This window comes from Paenibacillus jiangxiensis, assembly GCF_046098255.1.
Classification (GTDB): domain Bacteria; phylum Bacillota; class Bacilli; order Paenibacillales; family Paenibacillaceae; genus Paenibacillus; species Paenibacillus jiagnxiensis.
In genome coordinates this window covers 61,547-81,702 of the sequence record NZ_JBJURI010000031.1, presented here as the reverse complement: position 1 = coordinate 81,702, position 20,156 = coordinate 61,547, and the positions used below count along the sequence as shown (strand labels likewise).

Annotated in this window: 20 protein-coding genes; 1 reads left to right on the top strand and 19 read right to left on the bottom strand. The window is 51.7% G+C overall.

The annotated features are described in order from the left end of the window. Nucleotides 1-144 precede the first annotated feature (144 nt). The 18 genes from ACI1P2_RS25140 to ACI1P2_RS25055 all read right to left on the bottom strand — a co-directional run bounded on the left by ACI1P2_RS25140 (nucleotide 145) and on the right by ACI1P2_RS25055 (nucleotide 17,991). On the bottom strand, nucleotides 145-783 hold the full coding sequence (locus tag ACI1P2_RS25140; protein WP_355324487.1) for a DedA family protein: 639 nt from the start codon (nucleotides 781-783) through the stop codon (nucleotides 145-147). Continuing rightward, nucleotides 761-1,984 carry an MFS transporter gene (locus tag ACI1P2_RS25135; RefSeq protein WP_355324484.1) on the bottom strand — a complete coding sequence of 408 codons (1,224 nt, stop codon included), beginning with the start codon at nucleotides 1,982-1,984 and terminating at the stop codon, nucleotides 761-763. The genes ACI1P2_RS25140 and ACI1P2_RS25135 overlap by 23 nt, the downstream gene beginning before the upstream one ends. Before the next feature lie 120 nt (nucleotides 1,985-2,104). Beyond that, nucleotides 2,105-2,806 carry a polysaccharide deacetylase family protein gene (locus ACI1P2_RS25130; RefSeq protein WP_355324481.1) on the bottom strand — a complete coding sequence of 234 codons (702 nt, stop codon included), beginning with the start codon at nucleotides 2,804-2,806 and terminating at the stop codon, nucleotides 2,105-2,107. A 30-nt stretch (nucleotides 2,807-2,836) separates the two neighbouring features. Continuing rightward, entirely contained in the window at nucleotides 2,837-4,003 is a 1,167-nt protein-coding gene (locus ACI1P2_RS25125; RefSeq protein ID WP_355324478.1) for an MGDG synthase family glycosyltransferase, read from the bottom strand. Nucleotides 4,004-4,027: 24 nt separating this feature from the next. Then, complete coding sequence (locus ACI1P2_RS25120; RefSeq protein ID WP_355324475.1) at nucleotides 4,028-4,549, bottom strand: phosphatase PAP2 family protein; 522 nt, start codon at nucleotides 4,547-4,549, stop codon at nucleotides 4,028-4,030. Next, nucleotides 4,527-5,153: a YqaA family protein gene (locus ACI1P2_RS25115; protein ID WP_355324495.1), complete on the bottom strand. Its 627-nt coding sequence runs from the start codon at nucleotides 5,151-5,153 to the stop codon at nucleotides 4,527-4,529. The genes ACI1P2_RS25120 and ACI1P2_RS25115 overlap by 23 nt, the downstream gene beginning before the upstream one ends. Before the next feature lie 87 nt (nucleotides 5,154-5,240). Next, nucleotides 5,241-5,873 carry a YkoP family protein gene (locus tag ACI1P2_RS25110; protein ID WP_355324472.1) on the bottom strand — a complete coding sequence of 211 codons (633 nt, stop codon included), beginning with the start codon at nucleotides 5,871-5,873 and terminating at the stop codon, nucleotides 5,241-5,243. Between the two features lie 281 nt (nucleotides 5,874-6,154). Then, complete coding sequence (locus tag ACI1P2_RS25105; protein WP_408976346.1) at nucleotides 6,155-6,841, bottom strand: hypothetical protein; 687 nt, start codon at nucleotides 6,839-6,841, stop codon at nucleotides 6,155-6,157. Next, nucleotides 6,831-7,709 (bottom strand): ABC transporter ATP-binding protein, encoded by an 879-nt coding sequence (locus ACI1P2_RS25100; RefSeq protein ID WP_355324466.1) that lies wholly within the window; start codon nucleotides 7,707-7,709, stop codon nucleotides 6,831-6,833. Before ACI1P2_RS25100 ends, ACI1P2_RS25105 begins: the two co-directional genes overlap by 11 nt. Nucleotides 7,710-7,716: 7 nt before the next feature. After that, nucleotides 7,717-8,085: a GntR family transcriptional regulator gene (locus ACI1P2_RS25095; protein WP_355324463.1), complete on the bottom strand. Its 369-nt coding sequence runs from the start codon at nucleotides 8,083-8,085 to the stop codon at nucleotides 7,717-7,719. Nucleotides 8,086-8,244: 159 nt separating this feature from the next. Further along, nucleotides 8,245-10,368: a glycoside hydrolase family 3 N-terminal domain-containing protein gene (locus ACI1P2_RS25090; RefSeq protein ID WP_355324460.1), complete on the bottom strand. Its 2,124-nt coding sequence runs from the start codon at nucleotides 10,366-10,368 to the stop codon at nucleotides 8,245-8,247. Between the two features lie 20 nt (nucleotides 10,369-10,388). Continuing rightward, nucleotides 10,389-11,777, bottom strand: a complete 1,389-nt coding sequence (locus ACI1P2_RS25085) for a family 4 glycosyl hydrolase (protein ID WP_355324457.1) — start codon at nucleotides 11,775-11,777, stop codon at nucleotides 10,389-10,391. A 19-nt stretch (nucleotides 11,778-11,796) separates the two neighbouring features. Further along, on the bottom strand, nucleotides 11,797-12,636 hold the full coding sequence (locus ACI1P2_RS25080) for a carbohydrate ABC transporter permease (RefSeq protein ID WP_355324454.1): 840 nt from the start codon (nucleotides 12,634-12,636) through the stop codon (nucleotides 11,797-11,799). Between the two features lie 3 nt (nucleotides 12,637-12,639). Further along, the gene (locus ACI1P2_RS25075; protein WP_355324451.1) at nucleotides 12,640-13,560 is read right to left on the bottom strand and encodes a carbohydrate ABC transporter permease; all 921 of its coding nucleotides are present in this window, start codon (nucleotides 13,558-13,560) and stop codon (nucleotides 12,640-12,642) included. 81 nt (nucleotides 13,561-13,641) lie between these two features. Continuing rightward, on the bottom strand, nucleotides 13,642-14,952 hold the full coding sequence (locus tag ACI1P2_RS25070) for an ABC transporter substrate-binding protein (RefSeq protein ID WP_355324448.1): 1,311 nt from the start codon (nucleotides 14,950-14,952) through the stop codon (nucleotides 13,642-13,644). 67 nt (nucleotides 14,953-15,019) lie between these two features. Further along, entirely contained in the window at nucleotides 15,020-15,745 is a 726-nt protein-coding gene (locus ACI1P2_RS25065; RefSeq protein WP_355324445.1) for a glucosamine-6-phosphate deaminase, read from the bottom strand. Next, complete coding sequence (locus ACI1P2_RS25060) at nucleotides 15,714-16,679, bottom strand: ROK family protein (RefSeq protein ID WP_355324442.1); 966 nt, start codon at nucleotides 16,677-16,679, stop codon at nucleotides 15,714-15,716. The genes ACI1P2_RS25065 and ACI1P2_RS25060 overlap by 32 nt, the downstream gene beginning before the upstream one ends. A gap of 184 nt (nucleotides 16,680-16,863) precedes the next feature. Further along, nucleotides 16,864-17,991 (bottom strand): ROK family transcriptional regulator, encoded by a 1,128-nt coding sequence (locus tag ACI1P2_RS25055; protein ID WP_355324439.1) that lies wholly within the window; start codon nucleotides 17,989-17,991, stop codon nucleotides 16,864-16,866. A 236-nt stretch (nucleotides 17,992-18,227) separates the two neighbouring features. Here ACI1P2_RS25055 and ACI1P2_RS25050 point away from each other — a divergent pair, with 236 nt between their 5' ends. Next, nucleotides 18,228-19,370 (top strand): MFS transporter, encoded by a 1,143-nt coding sequence (locus ACI1P2_RS25050; RefSeq protein WP_355324436.1) that lies wholly within the window; start codon nucleotides 18,228-18,230, stop codon nucleotides 19,368-19,370. An 18-nt stretch (nucleotides 19,371-19,388) separates the two neighbouring features. Here ACI1P2_RS25050 and ACI1P2_RS25045 read toward each other — a convergent pair whose 3' ends face one another. Continuing rightward, a complete protein-coding gene (locus ACI1P2_RS25045; RefSeq protein WP_355324433.1) occupies nucleotides 19,389-20,153 on the bottom strand; it encodes a TrmB family transcriptional regulator in 765 nt (254 codons plus the stop codon). Nucleotides 20,154-20,156: the final 3 nt, after the last annotated feature.

Genomic DNA, 20,156 nt, shown 5'->3' with positions numbered 1-20,156 from the left:
ATTCCAGCGAGTGCTTCTTGGGCTACTTTATAACGAACTTCTTTAAACGCATTATTTCGTTGTCTCATCTTGTGCTCCCCCCTAAATAAATAGTACCTTATTTCCCTAGATACTCTCCAATCCAATTAGGGGGCTTAATAGGATTCACTTCCCTCCGCTCCTTACGTTCCCTTTACTGCGATTCCCCCTCGCGCTTCGAACTTGAACCAGCAACCACACCCCCGCGAGAACAGCCGCTCCGATAAAAAAGAACTTCAAATATTGCTCAATGATGCTGAACATATATTGCCACTGCTCCCCGAAGAAATAGCCGATTGAGAAAAATGCAATGACCCATAGAGCGACCCCGGTATAGGCATATAGGAACACTTTGCGGTACGGCACCCGGATAATGCCGATAAAATAGCCGATAAACTGCCTGACTCCAGGAATGAAGAAGCTGACCAGCAGCAACCGGTCCCCGTTTTTGTCATAGTAGCGGCGCGTCTTCTCGACTAGCTCCGGCTTGAGGAAGAGCCAGCGTCCGTAACGCTCGATCACAGGCATACCGACCTTGTAGCCAATCACGTACGTGATGGTGACCCCTATAATCGATCCCGCCAGGGCCATCGCAATAGCCGACAGCCCGTGAAGCACATCTTTAGAGGCTAAGAAACCGGTATAGGCCAAGGTGCTGTTGCCCGGCGGAATGGGGAGCGCGATGAAGTCCAGCGGCAAGCCGATGAGCAGGACCAGGTATCCATATTCGTGAAACAATTGTTCAACTAACCCGATCAGGTCCATGAGCATTCTCCCTCTTGTGCTGCAAAGTCCCGCCAGCTGAGATAAGCTTGTTTTGCGGCAAAATCAAATAAAAAAGCGCAAGAACCGCCAGCAAAGCAGCGCTGATACTAATGGCAGCGGCATTCGTATACTGGCTGGCTATCCATCCCCCGATGACCGGGCCAATCATAATGCCGAGCCCTTCAATCCCGGAGAGTACTCCCCACCCGGTCCCCTTCTGATCCTCCGGAACAAGGTACGACAGCACCGCATTCCAGGCGGGAAGCACGGCTGAGTAAGACAATCCCAGCATAAAGGCAAACAGCATCGTTAATACAGGCGGCGGCATGGATACTGCTAACAGAGCCAATACGGCCGTAAGCGATACGAAACCGGCAACCAGCATTTGCTTGTGCCCCCATCGATCGGCCAGCTTCCCCATCGGGACAAGAAACAGCATCGCGCCGGCCCCGCCCAATATGAGCATTAGCGAATATTGCGGCTGGCTCAGACCGAGATGATCAGCGGCAAAACCGGGCAGTATCGGCAGCAGCACTCCCGCGGCGGTCATCTGCAGGACCATGCCTGGCAGCAGCCATTTCAGCTGAACGAGCATTCTTCGCAGTCCTGCCGCTTGTTCGGCAAAGCTGACGTTCTGGAGATGCAAGGGGGTTGTACTGTTAATCGCGAACGATGCGATGCAGCCGATGGCGAGCAGCGCAACCATCAGCTGGAAAGCAGGTTCGAAGCCATAATCGAAGGTGAGATTGATCGTGACCGGCCCCAGACCGATGCAGGCCAGCCACACGGTATATATCGCCCCCATCTGGGCCGCCCGCTCCGTCAGCCGGATTTTCTCCAGACAAATGAGCCATATAGGCGACGCTCCCATCCCAAGCATCACGGAACCGGCAACGAGCCCCCAGGCATACGGACTAAAGAACACGGCGGCTAGTCCGGACAGCATCAGGACGAAAGTGGCCGGCAGCAGCCAGCGCAGCGAAAACCTGTCCAGCAAATATCCAGCCACACATTTAATCAGCGTATCGGCTGTATAATGAAGCGAGACGGCAAGACCGACCAAAGCAACGGTTTGCCCCGACTCGTTGACGGCAAAGTTCGGCAGGAACGAGAACAAGAAAGCGCTTCGGACAAACTCTGTGCAAAAAAGCACCGTGAACAGCGTCAGAGCAGAAAGCTTGAACGCGCTCCTCCCGCTCATCATATTCCACTCCTTCTTAAGGGACTTGCCCCAGGAAACAAATGATGACCTTCTCCGTAATCGGCCGTTAAAATTAAAATTTGCGGTTCCTGTTCCACTATTGTCACCTCATTTCACTTATCAAGCCATTTCATCAAGACGAACGAATTGCAAGTTGCGTCCCTGTAATTGATGCAGCACTTCCTCCAGAGCCCGAAGCATAAAATATGGCGCGTGACGGTCCGCTCCCGGCGAATCTCCGCTGTCATGCAGCAAAATAACAGATCCGTCCGTAATTCCGTTCAGCAACGTTGCCTTCAGCTTCTTGCGGCAGCTTCTGCTGCGCCAGTCCCCCGCCTTCAAGGACCAGAGCACGATGCGGTACGATTTGGGATGAAAGAAATCGAAAGCATTCATGAGCCCCCACGGCGGGCGATAGTGATCCGGCCTTTTTCCGATAATGGATTCAATAATATCTGCGGTCCGTTCCATATGATCACGCCGCACCGTCCAGGGAAGCATCAGCCAATTGGAGGTGTGATCGTAATTGTGGATTCCAATCTGATGACCTTCACGATGCATTCTTCTGATCAGATCCGGGTGCAGCTCCGCCTGCGAGCCAAGCACGAAGAATGTGGCCTTCACTTGATAACCCTGCAATAAATCCAATAATTCCGGTGTATATCTCGGATGCGGCCCATCGTCGAACGTGAATGCTACCTGGTTCTTGGTCGTTCCCTTGCGAAAGGCACCAAATCTCATTATTCGCGGTAGAAAACTAGGGATTAGCATATACAGGCTGATGAAGCCTATCAGCCCAATCAACAAATATTTAACAAGCAACGTCTTTATCCCCCTTAGCGAAAATAAAGCTTAAGCATACTGCTGCAAGGAGCAAACCCATTTTTCTTCCTGTGTATCGCTCTGCATGCTCAGGATTTGCATGACCGCATGTCTGGCGGAATCCTGTTGTCTGCACAGCCCTGCCTTCTCCCTCATTTCTTCCAATAGGGAAGGCTGCTGAACCAGCCGCTGGAGCTGATCCTGCAGATTGTCAATCTGACATAGATACGCTACTCCCGCTTGAATCAAATAATCAGCATTATCCTTTTCCTGCCCCAGCCGTGGCTCCAGCAGCAGCATGGGAAGCTGAAGCGCCAGCGCTTCGGAGGTCGTCAGTCCGCCCGGCTTGGTAATCAATACGTCTGCGGACGCCATCCATTCATGGATTCCCTCCAAGAAGCCTGTCAGCATGACGTTATCCCTGTCTCCCAACGCTTCACGCAGGCGGTGCAGCAGCTTCACATTGCGTCCGCATACAATGACAAATTGCACGTTAGGGGGAAAAGAGTCAGATTGCATTTGCTCGATGAAGGATTTATCGATAATCCCGCTGCCGCCGCCCATCACCAGCACGACAAAGGCATCAAGAGCCAAAGCCAGCTTCTCGCGCAGCCGGTCTTTATTGTCGGACTGACTGTAGGATGGGCGAACAGGGATGCCCGTTACAGCGATTTTGTGATCAGCAACGCCTTTTCTCTGCAGAGCTGCACGCACGCCTTCGGAGCCAACCAGATACAGATCCGTAGACGGATGTATCCAATAGCTGTGATCGGAATGGTCGGTAATGACCGTTGCCGCAGGCAGATCCGTCATCCCTTTTTCCTTAAGCAAGGAAATGGCGGCCGATGCCAGCGGGAACGTACTGACAATCAACGTCGGCTGTTCCTCGTTCAGAAGTTTGAGCAGCCGCTGCAGACTGGTCGTGAGAAAATGCTTCAGGAAGAAAGTAAGTGCACTGTCCGTCCGGGTCTTCTGATACATATATCCATAGGAAGAAGGAAAATGCTTCACCCATTGCAGAAAGCAATACCGTTCAACCACATGCATGCGGGGATGGATCCATTCCATGAAATCGACCACCTCTACTTCCAATTTATACAGCACCGATGCCTCCAAAATCGCCTTGGCCGCCTGCATATGTCCATCCCCGAGTGCGCCGGACAGAATCAGCAGCTTTTCCCGTTTCATGCTATTCATCAACAATCACCTCCCTCGTGAAATTCAACTATGTATAAACAAAACAACCAGCACCGCCGTTAGGAATCCGACCATCCCACCAGCCACACAATCGATCGGATAGTGATAGCCCCAATAAACCCGGGATATGGCCACCAACAAGGCCAGACCCATCAAGACAAGCATAATTGACAGCGATGAGGCCAACATAAAAGGTGTAACCAGGGCGAAAATAGCGGTTGTATGGCCGGATGGGAAGGAATAATCCTTCAACGGGAATTTGCCTACCTTCACCTGCTCCAGCTTGCGGAAAGGCCGGTCTCTGCGCACCTTTCTCTTAATCAGGACAGCAACGATATGGCTAACAGCCAGTGCGATCAAGCTTTGCAGCCCGATTCTGCTCAACTCCCCCTCAGCGAACCATGCCAAGGACACTGCGCAAATGATGGTAAACAAAGCTCCGCCCAAATGGGTAATCCATCCGAACAATCGGTCCAGGGCCCGACTGCTCAGCCGATGGTTGCACCAGAAGAACATCGTTTGATCAATTCGCCTTATCCACTGCATCCTGCTTTCCGCCTCCGTTCCCTGTTTTTTCGATCGATTGATGTTCATCCCTTATCTTCCTCCGCTCGTACAGCTTCCGTATCAAGAACCATATTGCCGCAATCGCTGCGCCAACGCCCACCAGCGTAATCGTGAGAACTTGATTCACCATATTCTCCGCCGCACGGCCATATATAAAGAAGAGAAAACCGACTACATAAAACTTCACCGCCCGGCCAATGGCCGCATAGCTGAGCAGCTTCCATAACGGATAATTCATGCATCCGGATAAAATCGTAAATATTTTAAACGGGATCGGAGTGAATGATCCGATCAGGATTGCGGCCTCGCCGCGGCGGGCAAATAAGTCGCTTGCCGAATCCAGCCATTTTTTCTTCATTACACTGGCCAAAACATGCTTTCCCGACACCTTGCCGATCCCATAACCGATCGGTGTCCCAAGCAGGCTTCCGGCAAAGCCAACCGTAGCGAGCCATAAAGCCGACTCCGGCTGCACCGCGCTTAAAGAAAGCTGCAGGAAGAACGCCGGGATGGGGAAAATAATCGCATCGAGCATAGCGTGGATGAAAAGTCCCGTCGCTCCGAAGTTCTGTAAAAATTCCATAACTTTATCCATGAATGCCTATCCCGCCTTTGTAGCAGAGCATGATGAAAAGCAACTTACTCACCACGCTCTTAGTATCTTTTGTTTTCATGAATTGGAGCTTGAATTGGGTAGACATAATTCCTCTGGAACGGACAGCCTCTTCACCCTCATAAATCGGTTCCTCAGCGAGCTGCGGGAGTGAATCAGCATCATCGGTATCAATTGTTCGGTCTTGCGGCCAATCCGCTTCTTGCCCTCAGGGTGCATGACGGATAACAATAACCGGAGATAAGCCGTTGTTATGCGTTGCAACAGATCGGACTTCATCGGTTGTTGTTCGAAACCAAGGCCATGTGTCAAACCACGATGAAGCAGCGTAATGCCGACTAACGCCTTCACCTCTCTGAACTCCGGCTGACTTGCGAACGCCTCGCTGATCTGCTGCATGGATTTCCGTGTAAGCCGGGCCGTCATGAGGGCCGCGCGGTCTGAGCCTTCGGATTTGATCAGTGTCAGAATCGTTTCATTATTGAGATGCAGTTCCCCGACCAGATCGCCTTTATCGATGATGGTGGAGTCCGCACAGACGATGCTCTCCCCTCGGTGTTTCTTAATCATGACTTTGCAAATTCCAAAGTGCGAAGTGTGCGAGCCGCGAAAGCGTGAAATCCAATCGAACGCTCTTTCCCAAACCATCCAGGCCGCCTGCATTGAAGATTTGCATAAACGAAGCAACATTGATCCATCCATCCCTCATTCTTATTTTAATCGACGAATTTCATAGAAATTGTCAAACTGAAATAATATTTCTATGTGAATTCCTTATTTCCGTTAATTTTATGATAGACGATTTAACGAAAAGAGCATACGGGCTGAGGTACAGGTTGGAACCCCGTCTTGAGACGGAGGCCGGATACATCCGGTTGCCTATTAAAAATTGTTGATTGAATAATCCAATCAATATTTGCAAATAGGGTAATATGGTTTTCGATCTGATTCCCATTCAAATGGATTAACTCTTAGATCGTCCGTCTCCTGGTAAACAACCAACCGCCTGCCAGAAATATACAGCTGAATAAGAACGTGAGTCCAAACCCCTGAAGTAGCGAATCGTTAAAGAGCAGCGTTAGGAGTCCCTCTGCCACCTTAGGCCGGAGAGAGGAGAGAGACGTCCCAATCGGTATCGCCGCAATAAGCAATGCCCAGATAATCCATCCTACGAAATGCCGCAATCCAGAAAACAGCAGATTTAACAATGACATTAGCATCATATAAGCCCCGAACTGGTAAACAAACATACCGACTAAACCGAATTGATCCCAATGAAATATCTCAAGAATGTTAAGGGTATGTTCATATTTCCGGATGATCCCAATTTCAATTTGCAACCATAATATGTTGAACAAAGAGAACACAGCAGACCATATTGTGTAAATTATCAATACCCCGACATAATACTCTTTGCGCGATGCGCCTAAATTGATAATTCTCTTGAAAAAGCTGACAGGAAGGACACTTGCCACAAAAATGAGGAATATCGTAAACAGATTAGCGACAGACACATCGTCCTGGTGCTCGCCACCAAGAGACAGGTACACAATCACACTGGCTATAACGTTTGCCGCAACTATACCCGTAATGCATAATAAGTAAATTCGAAGCTGCGAAAAAGAAGCCTTCAATAGTACCATCAACTTATTCATCATGTTCGCCCTCTTCTATTAAATATGCAAAAAACTTTTGCAGCGGCAGTCCGTCAATGGATATTCCCAGTTTGGTTGCCATAGCTCTTTCCTCTTCCCCAATCTTGTCATATACCGCTGCAAGGGCACCGCTGCCGTACGACTCTTGATAAATCACGCGTTTTCCGTTCGTAAATTTCCCAATGGCCTCTTTGCTGCCTCTCATCAAATGGGAGTTAATTCGGATTTTGTCCACGTCGTCATGCAACAATATGCTTCCAGCATCCATAATAAAAATTCTCTCTACCACGCTGGCGATCTCGTCAATCAAATGTGTAGATAGAAGTATCGTTCGCGGATTCTCGGCGTAATCCTCCATCAGAATGCGGTAAAATTTCTCCCGCATGAGAACGTCAAGTCCGAGCACAGGCTCGTCAAAGATGGTAAGCGGCGCTCGGCTCGCCAAACCAATAATGATGCCGAGGAGCGACTCCATCCCTCTGGAAAGCTGCCGTATCTTTTGGTCCGGGTTTATCTTGAACGTTTTTACAAGTTTATTGGCAATGCTCCAATCCCAGTTGTTATGAAAGACGGATGCCCACTCAAGCGTTTCTATGACTTTGGCGCCTCCGAAGAAGAGGTTCTTTTCCCTTACATAACAAGTATCCGAAGGCGTATCCCCCGCATATAATCGCGATCCTGCGATCTCGATTTCGCCGCTGTCGGGAAACAATCCACCGGAAATCATGTTGAGCAGCGTCGTTTTTCCCGCTCCGTTTCGGCCAAGTAATCCGTATATGGTGTTTTCCTCCAGCTTCAAATCCAAATTGTGAACAGCCTTTTTATTTCCGTAGCTTTTGTTTACGTTCGTACAAGTAAGTATGGCGGTCACAGGTCATTCAGCTCCTCTTCCCTCGTCGAATCATATCAATAATGTCTTCTGTAGTTAGTTCGAGTTTATCCGCCTCATCAAGCAACTTCATAATTAAGTCATCGTAAAATCTGCGCCGTCGTTTCCCCATAATAATCTGTTTAGCTTCAGCTGCAACAAACATGCCCAATCCCCTTTTTTTGTATAAAATCCCTTCATTAACCAATAAAGAGATGCCTTTCACCACAGTTGCCGGATTTACTTGAAAGGTACTCGCAAATTGTGCCATAGAAATAATCTGATCGTCCTCCCGGTAAGTTCCGTTCAGAATATCATCTTCGATCATGTGGGCGATTTGTTGGAAGATTGGCTGGCTGTCATCAAAGATAACCATCATTAGCTCACCCTATCAGTATGTTAGTCATATAACATACTATAAGACCACTGGATTCATCTGTCAATAGACCTTTTCAGCATAGCCGGCATCCTAACTAAAATGGTTTACGAAAAGAAATAAAGCGCCAGAGACAGAAAATTGTCTCCGACGCTTCATGGCTCAGTACTCGATCGTAAAAACAGGACGTTCAAGATCGTTCACGTAGATCCGGAATTCTCCGGGTTCGACCGTCCGACGCAAATCGGCATCCAAATATTTTAAATCTTCAAGGGAGATGGACATCTCGACGTTCACGGAACCGTTGGCCGGAACCGGAACGACCTGGTAAGCTTTCATCTCCCGTACCGGACGAACCGCCCTGGATATCACATCTTCGATATACAGGATGACGGTCTCCGGGTAGTCGTAGCGGCTGGGATTATTAATCTTAAAAGTCACCTTCAAATCCTCGGTCTCCGTGATACGGCGGCCCGATATAGCGAAGTCAGAGTAGGTCGCTCCAGTGTAGGTCAGCCCATGGCCAAATGTGAACAGCGGGCCGATGTCGCAATCCTGATACCGGCTACTGTAGCTGGATGCGTTGGCGGGCCGGCCTGTGCTGTACTCGTTGTAATAGATCGGCGTTTGCGCCGAAGCGCGCGGGAACGACATCGTCAGCTTCCCGCTCGGGGTCGCCTGGCCGGTCAGCAGCTTCGCGACGGCCGCTCCTGCCCTCGTCCCCGGGTACCAGGACCACAGCAGCGCCGGCATATCGTCGACGATATCCTGCAACGCCAGCGGCCGACCGGAGAAACATATGCATGCATAAGGCAGCCCGGTTGCCTTTACAGCCCGAATCAACCGCTTCTGTTCTTCCTCCAGTTCGAGTTTGACACTGCTGTGCCCCTCCCCGCTTCGTTCCCAATATTCGCCGACGGTGACGACAATGTAATCGCACCGGGCCAGCACGTCCTGCGGGCAATCCTCCAACTTTTCGAAGGCGGCAACCGACAGCGAGCCATCGGCCTGCTTCAAGCCCTGCTCCAGCGTCACAACATCGCTGAAGCGTCCTTTACATGACCAGTTGCCAAGCAATTCCTGGGTGCGGGCGAACGGTCCGACGAGGACGAGATTGCGATGCTCCGGACGGAGCGGCAGCGTCTTGTTCTCGTTTTTTAGCAAGACACTGCTTCGGATGCCCGCTTCTTCGGCAAGCGCCAGGGATGCCGAGTTCAGAAGAACAGCATCTTCCGCGGCTTCGTCCGCATATGGATTTTCGAACAAACCCATTTCGTTTTTAAGCCGCAGCAGCTTCAGAACGGCCGCATCCACATCCTTCAGCAATTCAGGCTGCTTTTTGACAATCGCCTCGAAATGCTCCAGGTAATGGGTCGAGACCATTTCGATGTCGATACCCGCACCCAGCGCCAATTCAGCCGCTTCCCGTCCGTCCCGGGCCACGCGGTGCCTCTGCAGCTCCGTCACCGCGCCCCAGTCGGAGATGACCAGATCTTCGAATCCGTAATGGCCTCGCAGAATCTCCTTAAGCATCACCGGACTGGCCGTTACCGGAACCCCGTTGAACACGTTGAACGAGCTCATGACGAATTTCGGACGCTCCTGCAACGCGATCTCGTAAGGCTTGCCGTAGTACTCGAAAAACTCCCGCATCGACATGTCGACGGTATTGTAATCTTTCCCGGCGATTCCCGCACCGTAAGCAGCGAAGTGCTTCAGGCAGGCCGCCACACCGGCCGGCGGAATTTGTCCCTCGCTGTTTTTCTGATACCCCCGGATCATGGCCTTGCCCAGGTCACCGGACAGCAAATGGTCCTCGCCGAACGATTCCATCACCCGGCCCCAGCGAGCGTCCCGCACCAGATCCGTCATCGGCGAGAAGTTGACATGGATGCCGGCCGCCCGCAGCTCGGATGCCGTCTCCTCCGCCACCCGCTGCACGAGCCGTTCGTCCCAGCTGCAGGACAGTCCCAATGGAATGGGGAAAATCGTCCTGTAGCCGTGAATCGCGTCGTGCATGAAGAGCAAAGGGATCTTCAGCCGGGACCGCTGCAGGTACTCCGCCTGAATCCGGTTGGTCGTCTTGGCGCCTGATGCGCCGATGACGCTGCCGATCGTGTAGATCGTCCCTTCATCCAGAATATGCTGCGGGTACGCTGGTCCCGTCTCGACCATCTCCTCCTCGACTTGGCCGACGTAGAGCTCACCCGTAATTTGTGTCAGCTGTCCGAACTTTTCCTTCAGCGTCATCGACGCCAGCAACTCTTGCAATCGATCATCATTCATCGTCTGGCCTCTCTCCCGGATTACACCCATTCAAGGGCGGGTAAAATATCCTTTTGCAGCTCGCACATCTCGTCGATCATCGCGCAGGCCTGATAATAAGTCGGCGCGCTAGGATCGAGCAGGATCGCTTGCAGCAGCTTCGTCTTCGATTTCTCAACGAACGCTTCGAGCAGCAGCTTGTGAATGGTGCCTTGAATGTGGATCGTGCCAATCACCGCCGTCGGCAGTTCGACGGCCATCGGCTTCAGCACGATGCCCTGCCCGTTCACGATCGCCTGTGTCTCAATCACCATATCATCAGGAAGACCGCGGATGGCGCCATTGTTCGGCAAATTGACGGAGTTGATCTGCACCTCGTCATCGAAGAAGATCGCCTCAATGATCGGAATGGCGTATTCGTTGCTCGGGCTAACTTTCTCTTTATCGAATGTGTAAGCCTGTTCAACCCAACTCTCCTGAGACTGTACGCTGTCGAACAGTCCTTTGTCCAGGCTGTTGCCGCTCGCAGCATAGACGAAATCCGGCGTTCTTGAACCTTTCTTCCACAGCTGCTCACGAATCGGATTATAACGGTATTGCAGCGACAACCCGGCGTAAAAATCGTCCGCGTAAGAGATATACTCCCCGGAATGGTTCGTCCCCGGGTATGGATAATAGCCGTAAATGTGATACATCGCTCTCGACAGCCCGATATGATCGAACTGTGCCAGACGGTTCGCCTTCTGCTCCTTCTCGCGGAACAGCGGGTACAGATCCTCGCCCGTCTTCTTGTCCCAAATCTTCGTAAAGAAGCCGAAATGGTTCAAGCCGCCGCCTTCGATGCCGATTTCTTCCGGCTTCCGCTCCAGAAACTCGCACAATTGATGAATGCCCATATCCAACCCGTGACAGAGCCCGACGATTTTAATTGAGGTCAGCTTGGAAAGGGCTTCGACCAGCTTCGCTTCAGGATTTGTGTAGTTGATGAACCAAGCGTCCGGGCACACCTTCTCCATAGTCCGGGCAATTTCGAGCATGGGTCCAAGGTTGCGGAGCGTATGAAACATCGATCCCGGCCCGCCGTTCTCCCCGTAGATTTGCTTGCTGCCGTAGCGGCGCGGAATGTGAAAATCCTGGGACCAGTAGAAGTACCGGTCGACCTCAATCGCGACGATGGCGAAATCGGCGCCCTGCAGCGCCGGCTCCAAATCGGTCGTCTGCCAGATGGCGGCTGGATGGGAGAAAGAATCAAACATTTCTTTTGCATATCGATGCGTCCGGTTAACGTTCTCCTCGCTAATATCCATGAGTGCGATCTCGAGCTTCACTTCATCTCTGAGCCGCGCGGACAGCACGATATCCTGCAAGGCTCCCAGTGCGAACGACACGCTTCCTGCTCCGATTAAAGCAATCTTCATCTTTTTCATCATAATCGAACTCCTTTGTAATTTATTCCTTCAAAGCTCCTACCATCACGCCTGAAATGATGTTCCGCTGAAAGACGATGTACGCGATAGCAGCCGGGAGCGCCGAGACGACGGCAGCCGTGGCAATCATGGGATAGTCCATCGTAAACTTGGTTTGAAAATAGTTCAGGCCGACCGGCAGCGTGCGTAATTGGTCGTTCTGAATCAAGATCGTCGGAAGCATAAAGTTGTTCCAGGTTCCGATCGCCGTAAAAACGATCAGGGACACCATTGGCGGATACAACATCGGCATGATGATATAATACAAATTTTTCACTTCTGTCGAGCCGTCAATCCGGGCCGATTCCAGCAGGGCATACGGGATATCCTTCATGAACCCTCTCAGCAGGAAAATCGAGAACGGGATGTTCATCGCGATTTGCGGCAAGATGAGCGACCAGATCGTATTCAGCAACCCCATCGACTTCAAATTGTTGAACAGCGGAATAATGATCAGATCCAAAGGAACCGTAAGTCCCCAGAGCACGACCAGAAAGAATATCCCCTTACCCTTGAACTTCATATACGCGAGCGGATAAGCGCCGAGCAGGGACAGCAGTACGACGAACGTGACAACCACAACGGTTACGATCACACTATTCTTATAATAGGTCACAAAATTGCCGACTTCCCAAATGCGGGAATAATTGTCCCAATGAAAAATTTGCGGCAGAGCCAGTGGACCATGGATGTTGATTTCATTCATCGTTTTCAGAGACGTGCTGATGACGAGCAGAAACGGAGAAAACGTCAGTAAGACCGTACAAATCATGATGACATAAACGAGCATGCGTCGGATAAGCAAAGATCTAGTTGTTGTCATAAGCTATTGATCCCTTTCCCTGATCCAGATGATGCTTCTCGAAACAATGAGAACGAACAGCGTCAGAACGATCGATGCCGCCGCAGCGAAGCCCAGTCGATTGACGATAAAGCCTTGCGTGTAAACGTAATACGAAATGACATACGAACTATACCCTGGACCACCTTTGGTCGTGGCCATGACGATATCGAACACGCTGAACGAACCGATCGTCATCAAGATCACAACCGTTGTGACCGTTTGCCTCAAGCCTGGGATCGAGACGTGGCGGAATTGGCCCCACGCTCCGCAGCCGTCGATGTTGGCGGCGTCGTACAGCTGTGAGTCCACGCCCTGAAGCGCCGCGGTGAAGATCATCGTTGTATAGCCGAAGCTGCCCCATACAAAAATTACAAACAGCGCGTACATGACGAGATCGGGATTGCCGAGCCAACCCGCGACCGGCCGTGCGATGCCCATATGATCGAGAATCGCGGACAGCGGCCCGAAGCTCGGGTCGTAAATCCACTTCCAGATCACAGCGGCGATAACGGAAGAGATGATTTGCGGGAAGAAGAAACCCATCTGAAACCATTTGGTGAATCGGATCTTGCCCCGGACCAGGAAACTGGCGAAAATAAGACCCAGCCATACGGGAATCGTCGCGCCGCCGACGACCCATAGCAGCGTGTTTTTAATCGCCTGCAAAAACATCGGCTCGTCGGTAAACAGATGGATATAGTTTTGCAATCCAACGAACTTCTTCGGACTGAGCCCGTCCCAGCTCGTCATGCTGATATAGAACGTTTGCAGGGCCGGCCAGATCATGAAGATGGCCACCATCGCAAACGCCGGGAGAAGGAACAAATACGCGAGCGGATTGGTCTTCTCCGGGCTCCTTCGTTTGAACGTGAGCCTCCGCCGGGGTATGGCTTCTTGTCTCACAAGGATCACCTCATCTTACAGAATGGATGTCCTTCAGCCCCGGAGGGGGCCAAAGGACAACGTAACCATGAACCCGAAGGTCTATTGCCCTTGCGCTGCCACGGACAGCTTTTCGTATTCCTGCTTGATTTCTTGCCAGGACTGTTCAGGCGTATTTTTCTGGAAAGACATCAATTGCAGCTGCTTGTTCACAATATCAAACAGTCCCGGAACGGCATTGTCGAGGAAGAAGCCCATTTGGGTGCCTTGAATCGCTTGGTCGACTTCTTTCTTCAAATCTGAGGCTTGGGCACCCGACATGTCCGCTTTGATCGTTGGCGTAGTACCGCCTTCATACCAGAGCTTGACGACGTCCGGGTTCATAAACGTGTCAATGAAGTCCAGTGCCGCTTGCTTCTTCTCTTCGCTCAGCTTCGCATTCACCGCCCAGCCGCCGTCCGTCGCGTTGACGATCGCGTGCGTCTTGCTGCTTGCATCCTGCTTCGGGAACGCGAACGCGCCGGTCGGCACATTTGTGCCCTCGTAATTCGGGATGTCCCAGTTGCCGCCGAGCACCATCGCGGACTGCCCCTTTGCGTAATACGACGGCACTGCGCTGCCGTCGATCGAAGCGTCTTCCTGCCGGTAGTATCCGCTTCTCTCCCATTCGTTGACCTGATTCAGAGCTGAGGTAAACGCTTTCTCAAATTCGGGCGTAATTCCTTTCTGAAAGTAGAACTGCTTAATGTCGTCCATCGGCGCTTGATTGTACAGCATGTGGAATACCGACCACATCTTCGGCATGTTGGACATGCCGCCGTTCTCCATCGGAACGTAGCCGGCTTCTTTGACCTTGGCCAGAATCGCGTTAAATTCGTCCATTGTCTTTGGCGGCGTCAGATTCAGTTTAGCGAAAATGTCCTTGTTGTAATAAACGACGACGGGAGCCGTCGCAAATGGCACGCTGTAGTACTTGCCGGGCGTTCTTGCATTCTGGAAGTCGATCGCTCCGTCCACTTCCTTGTCGATCCAGCCTCGGCTCTTTACGTCGCCGGTAATATCCATCAAGTAGTTATTCTTTTGCAGCATCTGCTGCATCGTATCGTCCACGTAGACGATATCCTGCCCCGAGTCGGAATTGAACGACAGCTTCAGGTTTTGGGCGTATTCGGACCACGCGCTCGGGCTGTACTCAATGGTGACATCCGGATGCGTCTGGTTGAAGATCTTGATGGTTTCGTTCATGATGTTGACGCGGGCTTCGTCGGTCATGGAGGAAGTGACGGTCAGCGTAATTTTACCTGAACCGGACGAAGTGTCCGCACTGCCCGCGTTATTGGAACCGCAACCAACCAGGCTGACGAGCATGACGGACAGAAGGCCGAACAACAGACTGGCTTTCACTTTGGACATTAGAGTTACCCCCTGATCATCTCGGATTCATTGTTGCGTTCGTTGCAGTAGGCTGTGGAAGCGCTCTTTAGCGAACGAGGGCCGCCGCCGCTTCATCCATGCAAACATATACATTCGGATGCTGCCGCAAAACCGTAACAGGCACCTCGCTGGTAATTTCGTGAAACAGAGCTTTTCTCATGATCTCTGCTTTCTTGTCTCCATCCGCAATCAAAATCACCGTACTCGCCTGCATCAAATGTTTGATCCCCAGCGTAATTCCCTTTTGCACATTCGTCTGTTCCGGAAAGTATTTCACGGAAACTTGCTTCGTAACGGAGGCGAGGTCCGTCACATGCGAATACAGCTCGACATCGACGTGAGGTTCATTGAAGCCCAAATGGCCGTTTACTCCGACTCCCAGCAGCAACAGATCAATCTTCCCGTGAGCCTGAATGAAATCGTCCATCGCCTTGCATTCCGCTTCCAGATCGCCGCTGGTTCCGTTGAAGAAATGGATGTTTTGCTCCTGAATTCCACACGGTTCGAAGAAATGGGAGTCAAGCGTCTGCCGGCAGCTGCCTTCGTCCGAAGCACCGAGGCCAACCCATTCATCCAGACTGATGAAACGGCACTGATCGAAGCTTATCCTCCCGCTGTGAACCGCTTCCACCAAACAGGATAACGTACCGAGCGGCGTAGTGCCGGCGGCGAAGCACACCAGCGAGTCGGGCTTTTGCCTAACTTGATGAATAATCAATTCGGCGGCTTGCTCCGACATTTCATGGTAATTGCGTGCGATATGCGTTTCCATGTTGATCCTCCTTTTTTCTAATCATGCCTGCCTTCTCAAACGCGAGAGCGACCGCTCCGATTGCCCCCGCTTCCTCCCCGATGGAAGTCAATTCGATCGTAGTCGGAATCGGCGTCAAGTTTGACACCGTCGTGCGAATCAGTTCGAGCACCGCCGACAACGATTGAGAGACCCCACCACAGAGGATCACCTTCTGGGGATTCAGCAGACTTACCATATTGGCAATGCCAATCGACAAATCCGATACGAACTGTTGGATAATCGATATCGACTTCTCATCGCCACGAGCGTATTGCTCGAACAGTTCATGAGGCAGCGTGCCATACTGCGATAAGGCCACTCCCGAGATCTTCTTCTCAAATTGTCCGAAATCGCCGAAGGCATTGACGCCGTTGCCCAGAACGTCTTGTTCCAAGACCAGGTATGCAACTTCCCCGGCCATGTGATTGCTGCCCTTCACAAGCGAACCGTTGGATATGATGGCGCTTCCCACGCCCGTACCAATCGCCACCACCACGAAGTCGTTCAAATTCTGCGCGGAACCGAGCCACCTCTCGCCCAGAGCCGCGCAGTTGACATCGTTGTCCACGAAGATCGGTTTGTCAAAGTACCGTTGCATTCGTTCCCGAAACGGAACGTGATTCCACTGAAGCGCAGGCGCTTCGATAACGGTGCCTTCCTCGCTGTTGGCGATGCCCGGAACGCCGAAGCCCATGGCGGCCACTTGATCCAGCGAGATGGCCGCGGTACGCAGACATTCCGTAATGTGCCCGGAGATGACGTCGAATTCGCCGGAGGTGTTCACTTTCTTTCGGTACAGGATATCGCCGGCTTGATTGGCGATCAGAATCATGATCTTCGTTCCGCCGATATCGACTCCGACACTGTACAACTGTTCAGCTTGAGACGACTGTGTCTCGTTTCTCTTCACCATGTAATCACCCTGTCGGCACCCCAATTTCCGCTTTTTTGAAGTTAGTTTGTACTGAGCACGTACTAACTAAAACGAATAATAAACCGTTTTCATAACGATGTCAATATAAAAAAACGCGGCGGGTTCGTATTGGATTTACGAACCTGCCGCGCTATGAAGCAAGCGAATGAACGAGCAGCACCTTCTAAATGACGTTCTGTTCCTGATCGAAGGCGTATGCGACAACCCCGAGAACGCCAGCTTCCGCCCCTATTTGTGAAATCTCCACCGTCGTTCGAATCGGGGTCATCCGGCCTACGTTGGATTGAATTTCGTCCAACAAGGGATTCAGATATCCGGCCACTTCACCGCCGAGAATTACCTTTTCGGGATTAAGCAGGCTGACCATGTTAGCGATTCCAATGGACAGGTGGGTGACGAAACGGTTCACCGTTTGAACGGATCGCGGCTCATCTTGCGCATACCCCTGAAAAAGAGCTTGCACCGAGCTCTCGTTCTCGGCAAGCGATTTGCCTGAAATCTTTTTCTCGAAAACCCCGAATTGTCCGGCCACGTTCACTTGATTGCGGGACACATCTTCCTCCTGAATCAGATATGCGATTTCTCCAGCCATGAAATCTTTGCCATGCACCAAGTTCCCGTTCGCGACGATCGCACTTCCGACGCCGGATCCCGGTCCGATAGAAATGTAGATGAAGTCCTCCAGGTCCTTCGCCCCGCCGACCCAACGTTCACCGAGAGCCGCGCAGTTCACATCGTTGTTTGCATAGAGGGGCTTGTCCAGATACTTCTTCATCTCATCAACGAAAGGAACATCCTTCCAGCCAAACTCCGGCGCGTCCACGACGATTCCTTTCTTACTGTTCGTGAGGCCGGGAATGCAAAACCCGATCGCGATTACGGCATCCATTGATACTGACGCTTTATCCAGGCTCACAAGGATACTCTCATAAATCGTCTTGAAGTCGTTGCCAGCATCTGAGCGCTCCTTCCACACAATGTTCCCGTCCAAATCTGTAATGCAGATAAGCAGTCCGTTCGCCACCAGCTCGACGCCGACGCCGAAACCGGACTTCGGATTGAACCCAAGCTCGATTGCCCTTCTCCCGCCTTCCCTGGTCGAGGACCCGAGCCCGGTCTCCACCACGAACTTCTTGGCAATCAATTCATCGACGATGGAGGAGACGGTTGAACGGCTGAAGTTCAAGCGCTGCGCGACTTTCGCGCGGCTGATCGGCTGTTGGGAGCGTATCGTTTCCAGTACGAGATCCCGGTTTATTTTTTTCAGAAGCTCCAAGTTTCCTTTTCTCACAATCCCAATCTCCCTGCTTTTTGTTTAAGCTTAATTTAATCCATAGGATGAAACTCGTCAAATTGATGAACCTGCAGGGTGATCTTGCTTTTCATCCGTTGCAGCCACGACAGAGAACGAACCTGCGCTTGCGTGCTTTTGTAGCAGCCGATATGTATGAAATCTTTTCATTGCACACCTTCGATAAGGGTTACTATAATAGTAGTAACTTTCATCACAGTAAAGGATGTGTCTATTTGAATTTCCGCATCATCTTGATGGCCGCTGTCGCCTTTGTTGTCGGTACAGTCGAACTTATCGTAGGAGGCATACTGGAATTAATTGCGACGGACTTGCACATTTCCGTCAGCGCAGCGGGTCAGTTTATTACCGTGTATTCCATCGCATTTGCCTTATCGGCCCCGATCCTCATGAACCTGACTGCCAAAATGGAACGAAAGACGTTATATCTTTCCAGTTTAGGCGTATTCCTGTTATCCAACGTGCTGGTTGCCTTGAGTTCCAGTTACGCCCTGATTTTATCCGCTCGCGCATTGTCCGCCATGAGCGGAGCCGTCATCATTGTCCTGTCCATCACGCTCGCTTCCCGGCTCGTTCCTCCTTCGTACAGCGGTCGGGCGATCGGCATCATTTATATGGGCATCAGCGGTTCGCTCGTTCTGGGCGTTCCGATTGGAATGACGATAGGCGACGCTTACGGTTGGCGAGCGCCGTTTCTATTGATTGCCGGAATGAGCGCTTTAGCGATCGTGGGCATCTCCGTATTTTTCCACAAGTCACCACCGGAAAAGGCCGTTCCCCTGCGCAAGCAGCTTGCTTTGCTCAAGAACGGCAAAATTGTCAGTGGCCAACTCATCTCGTTTCTGTTGTTGATGGGACATTTGACCTTGTATGCTTACTTGGCACCCTACGTACAGTCGCTCTTTCCGGTCAGTCCCGGAATTCTGAGTCTCGTCTACTTCCTGTTCGGTATCGCGGCCGTAGCGGGCGGCGGTTTGGGCGGCTGGATTTCCGACCGTTGGAGCACAAGGCAGGCGCTTATCGTCATTACGGCATGCTTCGCCTGCTCCATGTTCATGCTTCCATTGGCGGCAAAAGTCTCATTCTCCATGTTTCTGGCTGTCGTCATGGTCTGGAGCGCGCTCAGTTGGGCCATCTCCCCGGCTCAGCAAATGTACCTGATCCAGACCGCCCCGGAGGAGGCTGATGTTCAGCTTAGTTTAAACTCGTCCATCATGCACCTCGGTATCGCGTGCGGATCGTTGATTGGCGGCGTCATCATCGAAACGAGCTCGGTGGCGAACAATTTCTGGGTTGGCGGTCTTCTGGCTCTGGCCGCACTCGGCTGCGCAGTCTTTTCGCTTACCCGCAGCGCATAGCGCCGATTACCACAACGATCAATACCGCAGTCTCATCAAGAGCGATTTCAGTTCTTCGTCTTGCATCCAATCCGGCGCGTATTTGCGCGTAATTGCAGTCAGCGCCACATCGTGTTGGAAATATTCTGTAAAAAAAGTGACGAATGGCTGAGCCATCGTCCGGATTGCCTGCCAGTTCCCCTGCTCCATGCCTGCAAACAACACCTGGTCTCCGTCCGTAACAAGCAGCGTAAAGCGCTCCAGGTGTTCATGGTCGGCAGAGGGGCACAAAACGTGCAGCTTCGAAATACTGACGATCGGCGTATCTTTTCCCGTAACGAGTACCTCAACCTGTACGCCTTCCCGCTCCTTTCGTTCCAGCACCGGAGCGAACTCCGCGAATTCGTCGCTCCACATGGAAAGCACGATAGACTCCTGCGCCTCCTCTACCATCTGCTTGCAATAGGCCTGAATGGAGGCATGCGATTTTAAGCTCCATATTTGGTCATCCCGATAGGTTTTGCGGACGCCTGTCTCGCGCAGCTCCGCAATGTCTCGTTCGAACTCGCGCTTCAGCTTATCGATGACGCTGTCCATAGGGAGCGCGGCATACGTACGCTTCTTGCCGGATACCGCATCGAGCACGAGGCCTTTTTCCGCCAGACGGGTTAGCACTTCGTAAATTTTGGCCTTGGGAACGCCGGATAATTTGACAACAGTCGTTGCATCCAGCGGTTCCCCTCTCTGAACGAGCGCTTCATAAACTTTGCTTTCATATTGTGAATAGCCGAATTTTTGTAGCATTGC

What these genes read in the sequence shown, in the direction of transcription:
- ACI1P2_RS25090 (WP_355324460.1), bottom strand. Translation starts at nt 10,368, where the DNA reads ATGAATGATGATCGATTGCAAGAGTTGCTGGCGTCGATGACGCTGAAG.
- ACI1P2_RS25135 (WP_355324484.1), bottom strand. Translation starts at nt 1,984, where the DNA reads ATGAGCGGGAGGAGCGCGTTCAAGCTTTCTGCTCTGACGCTGTTCACG.
- ACI1P2_RS25060 (WP_355324442.1), bottom strand. Translation starts at nt 16,679, where the DNA reads ATGGTGAAGAGAAACGAGACACAGTCGTCTCAAGCTGAACAGTTGTAC.
- ACI1P2_RS25105 (WP_408976346.1), bottom strand. Translation starts at nt 6,841, where the DNA reads ATGATGAATAAGTTGATGGTACTATTGAAGGCTTCTTTTTCGCAGCTT.
- ACI1P2_RS25125 (WP_355324478.1), bottom strand. Translation starts at nt 4,003, where the DNA reads ATGAATAGCATGAAACGGGAAAAGCTGCTGATTCTGTCCGGCGCACTC.
- ACI1P2_RS25115 (WP_355324495.1), bottom strand. Translation starts at nt 5,153, where the DNA reads ATGGAATTTTTACAGAACTTCGGAGCGACGGGACTTTTCATCCACGCT.
- ACI1P2_RS25095 (WP_355324463.1), bottom strand. Translation starts at nt 8,085, where the DNA reads ATGATGGTTATCTTTGATGACAGCCAGCCAATCTTCCAACAAATCGCC.
- ACI1P2_RS25045 (WP_355324433.1), bottom strand. Translation starts at nt 20,153, where the DNA reads ATGCTACAAAAATTCGGCTATTCACAATATGAAAGCAAAGTTTATGAA.
- ACI1P2_RS25120 (WP_355324475.1), bottom strand. Translation starts at nt 4,549, where the DNA reads ATGCAGTGGATAAGGCGAATTGATCAAACGATGTTCTTCTGGTGCAAC.
- ACI1P2_RS25080 (WP_355324454.1), bottom strand. Translation starts at nt 12,636, where the DNA reads ATGACAACAACTAGATCTTTGCTTATCCGACGCATGCTCGTTTATGTC.
- ACI1P2_RS25065 (WP_355324445.1), bottom strand. Translation starts at nt 15,745, where the DNA reads ATGGAAACGCATATCGCACGCAATTACCATGAAATGTCGGAGCAAGCC.
- ACI1P2_RS25085 (WP_355324457.1), bottom strand. Translation starts at nt 11,777, where the DNA reads ATGATGAAAAAGATGAAGATTGCTTTAATCGGAGCAGGAAGCGTGTCG.
- ACI1P2_RS25110 (WP_355324472.1), bottom strand. Translation starts at nt 5,873, where the DNA reads ATGTTGCTTCGTTTATGCAAATCTTCAATGCAGGCGGCCTGGATGGTT.
- ACI1P2_RS25070 (WP_355324448.1), bottom strand. Translation starts at nt 14,952, where the DNA reads ATGTCCAAAGTGAAAGCCAGTCTGTTGTTCGGCCTTCTGTCCGTCATG.
- ACI1P2_RS25140 (WP_355324487.1), bottom strand. Translation starts at nt 783, where the DNA reads ATGGACCTGATCGGGTTAGTTGAACAATTGTTTCACGAATATGGATAC.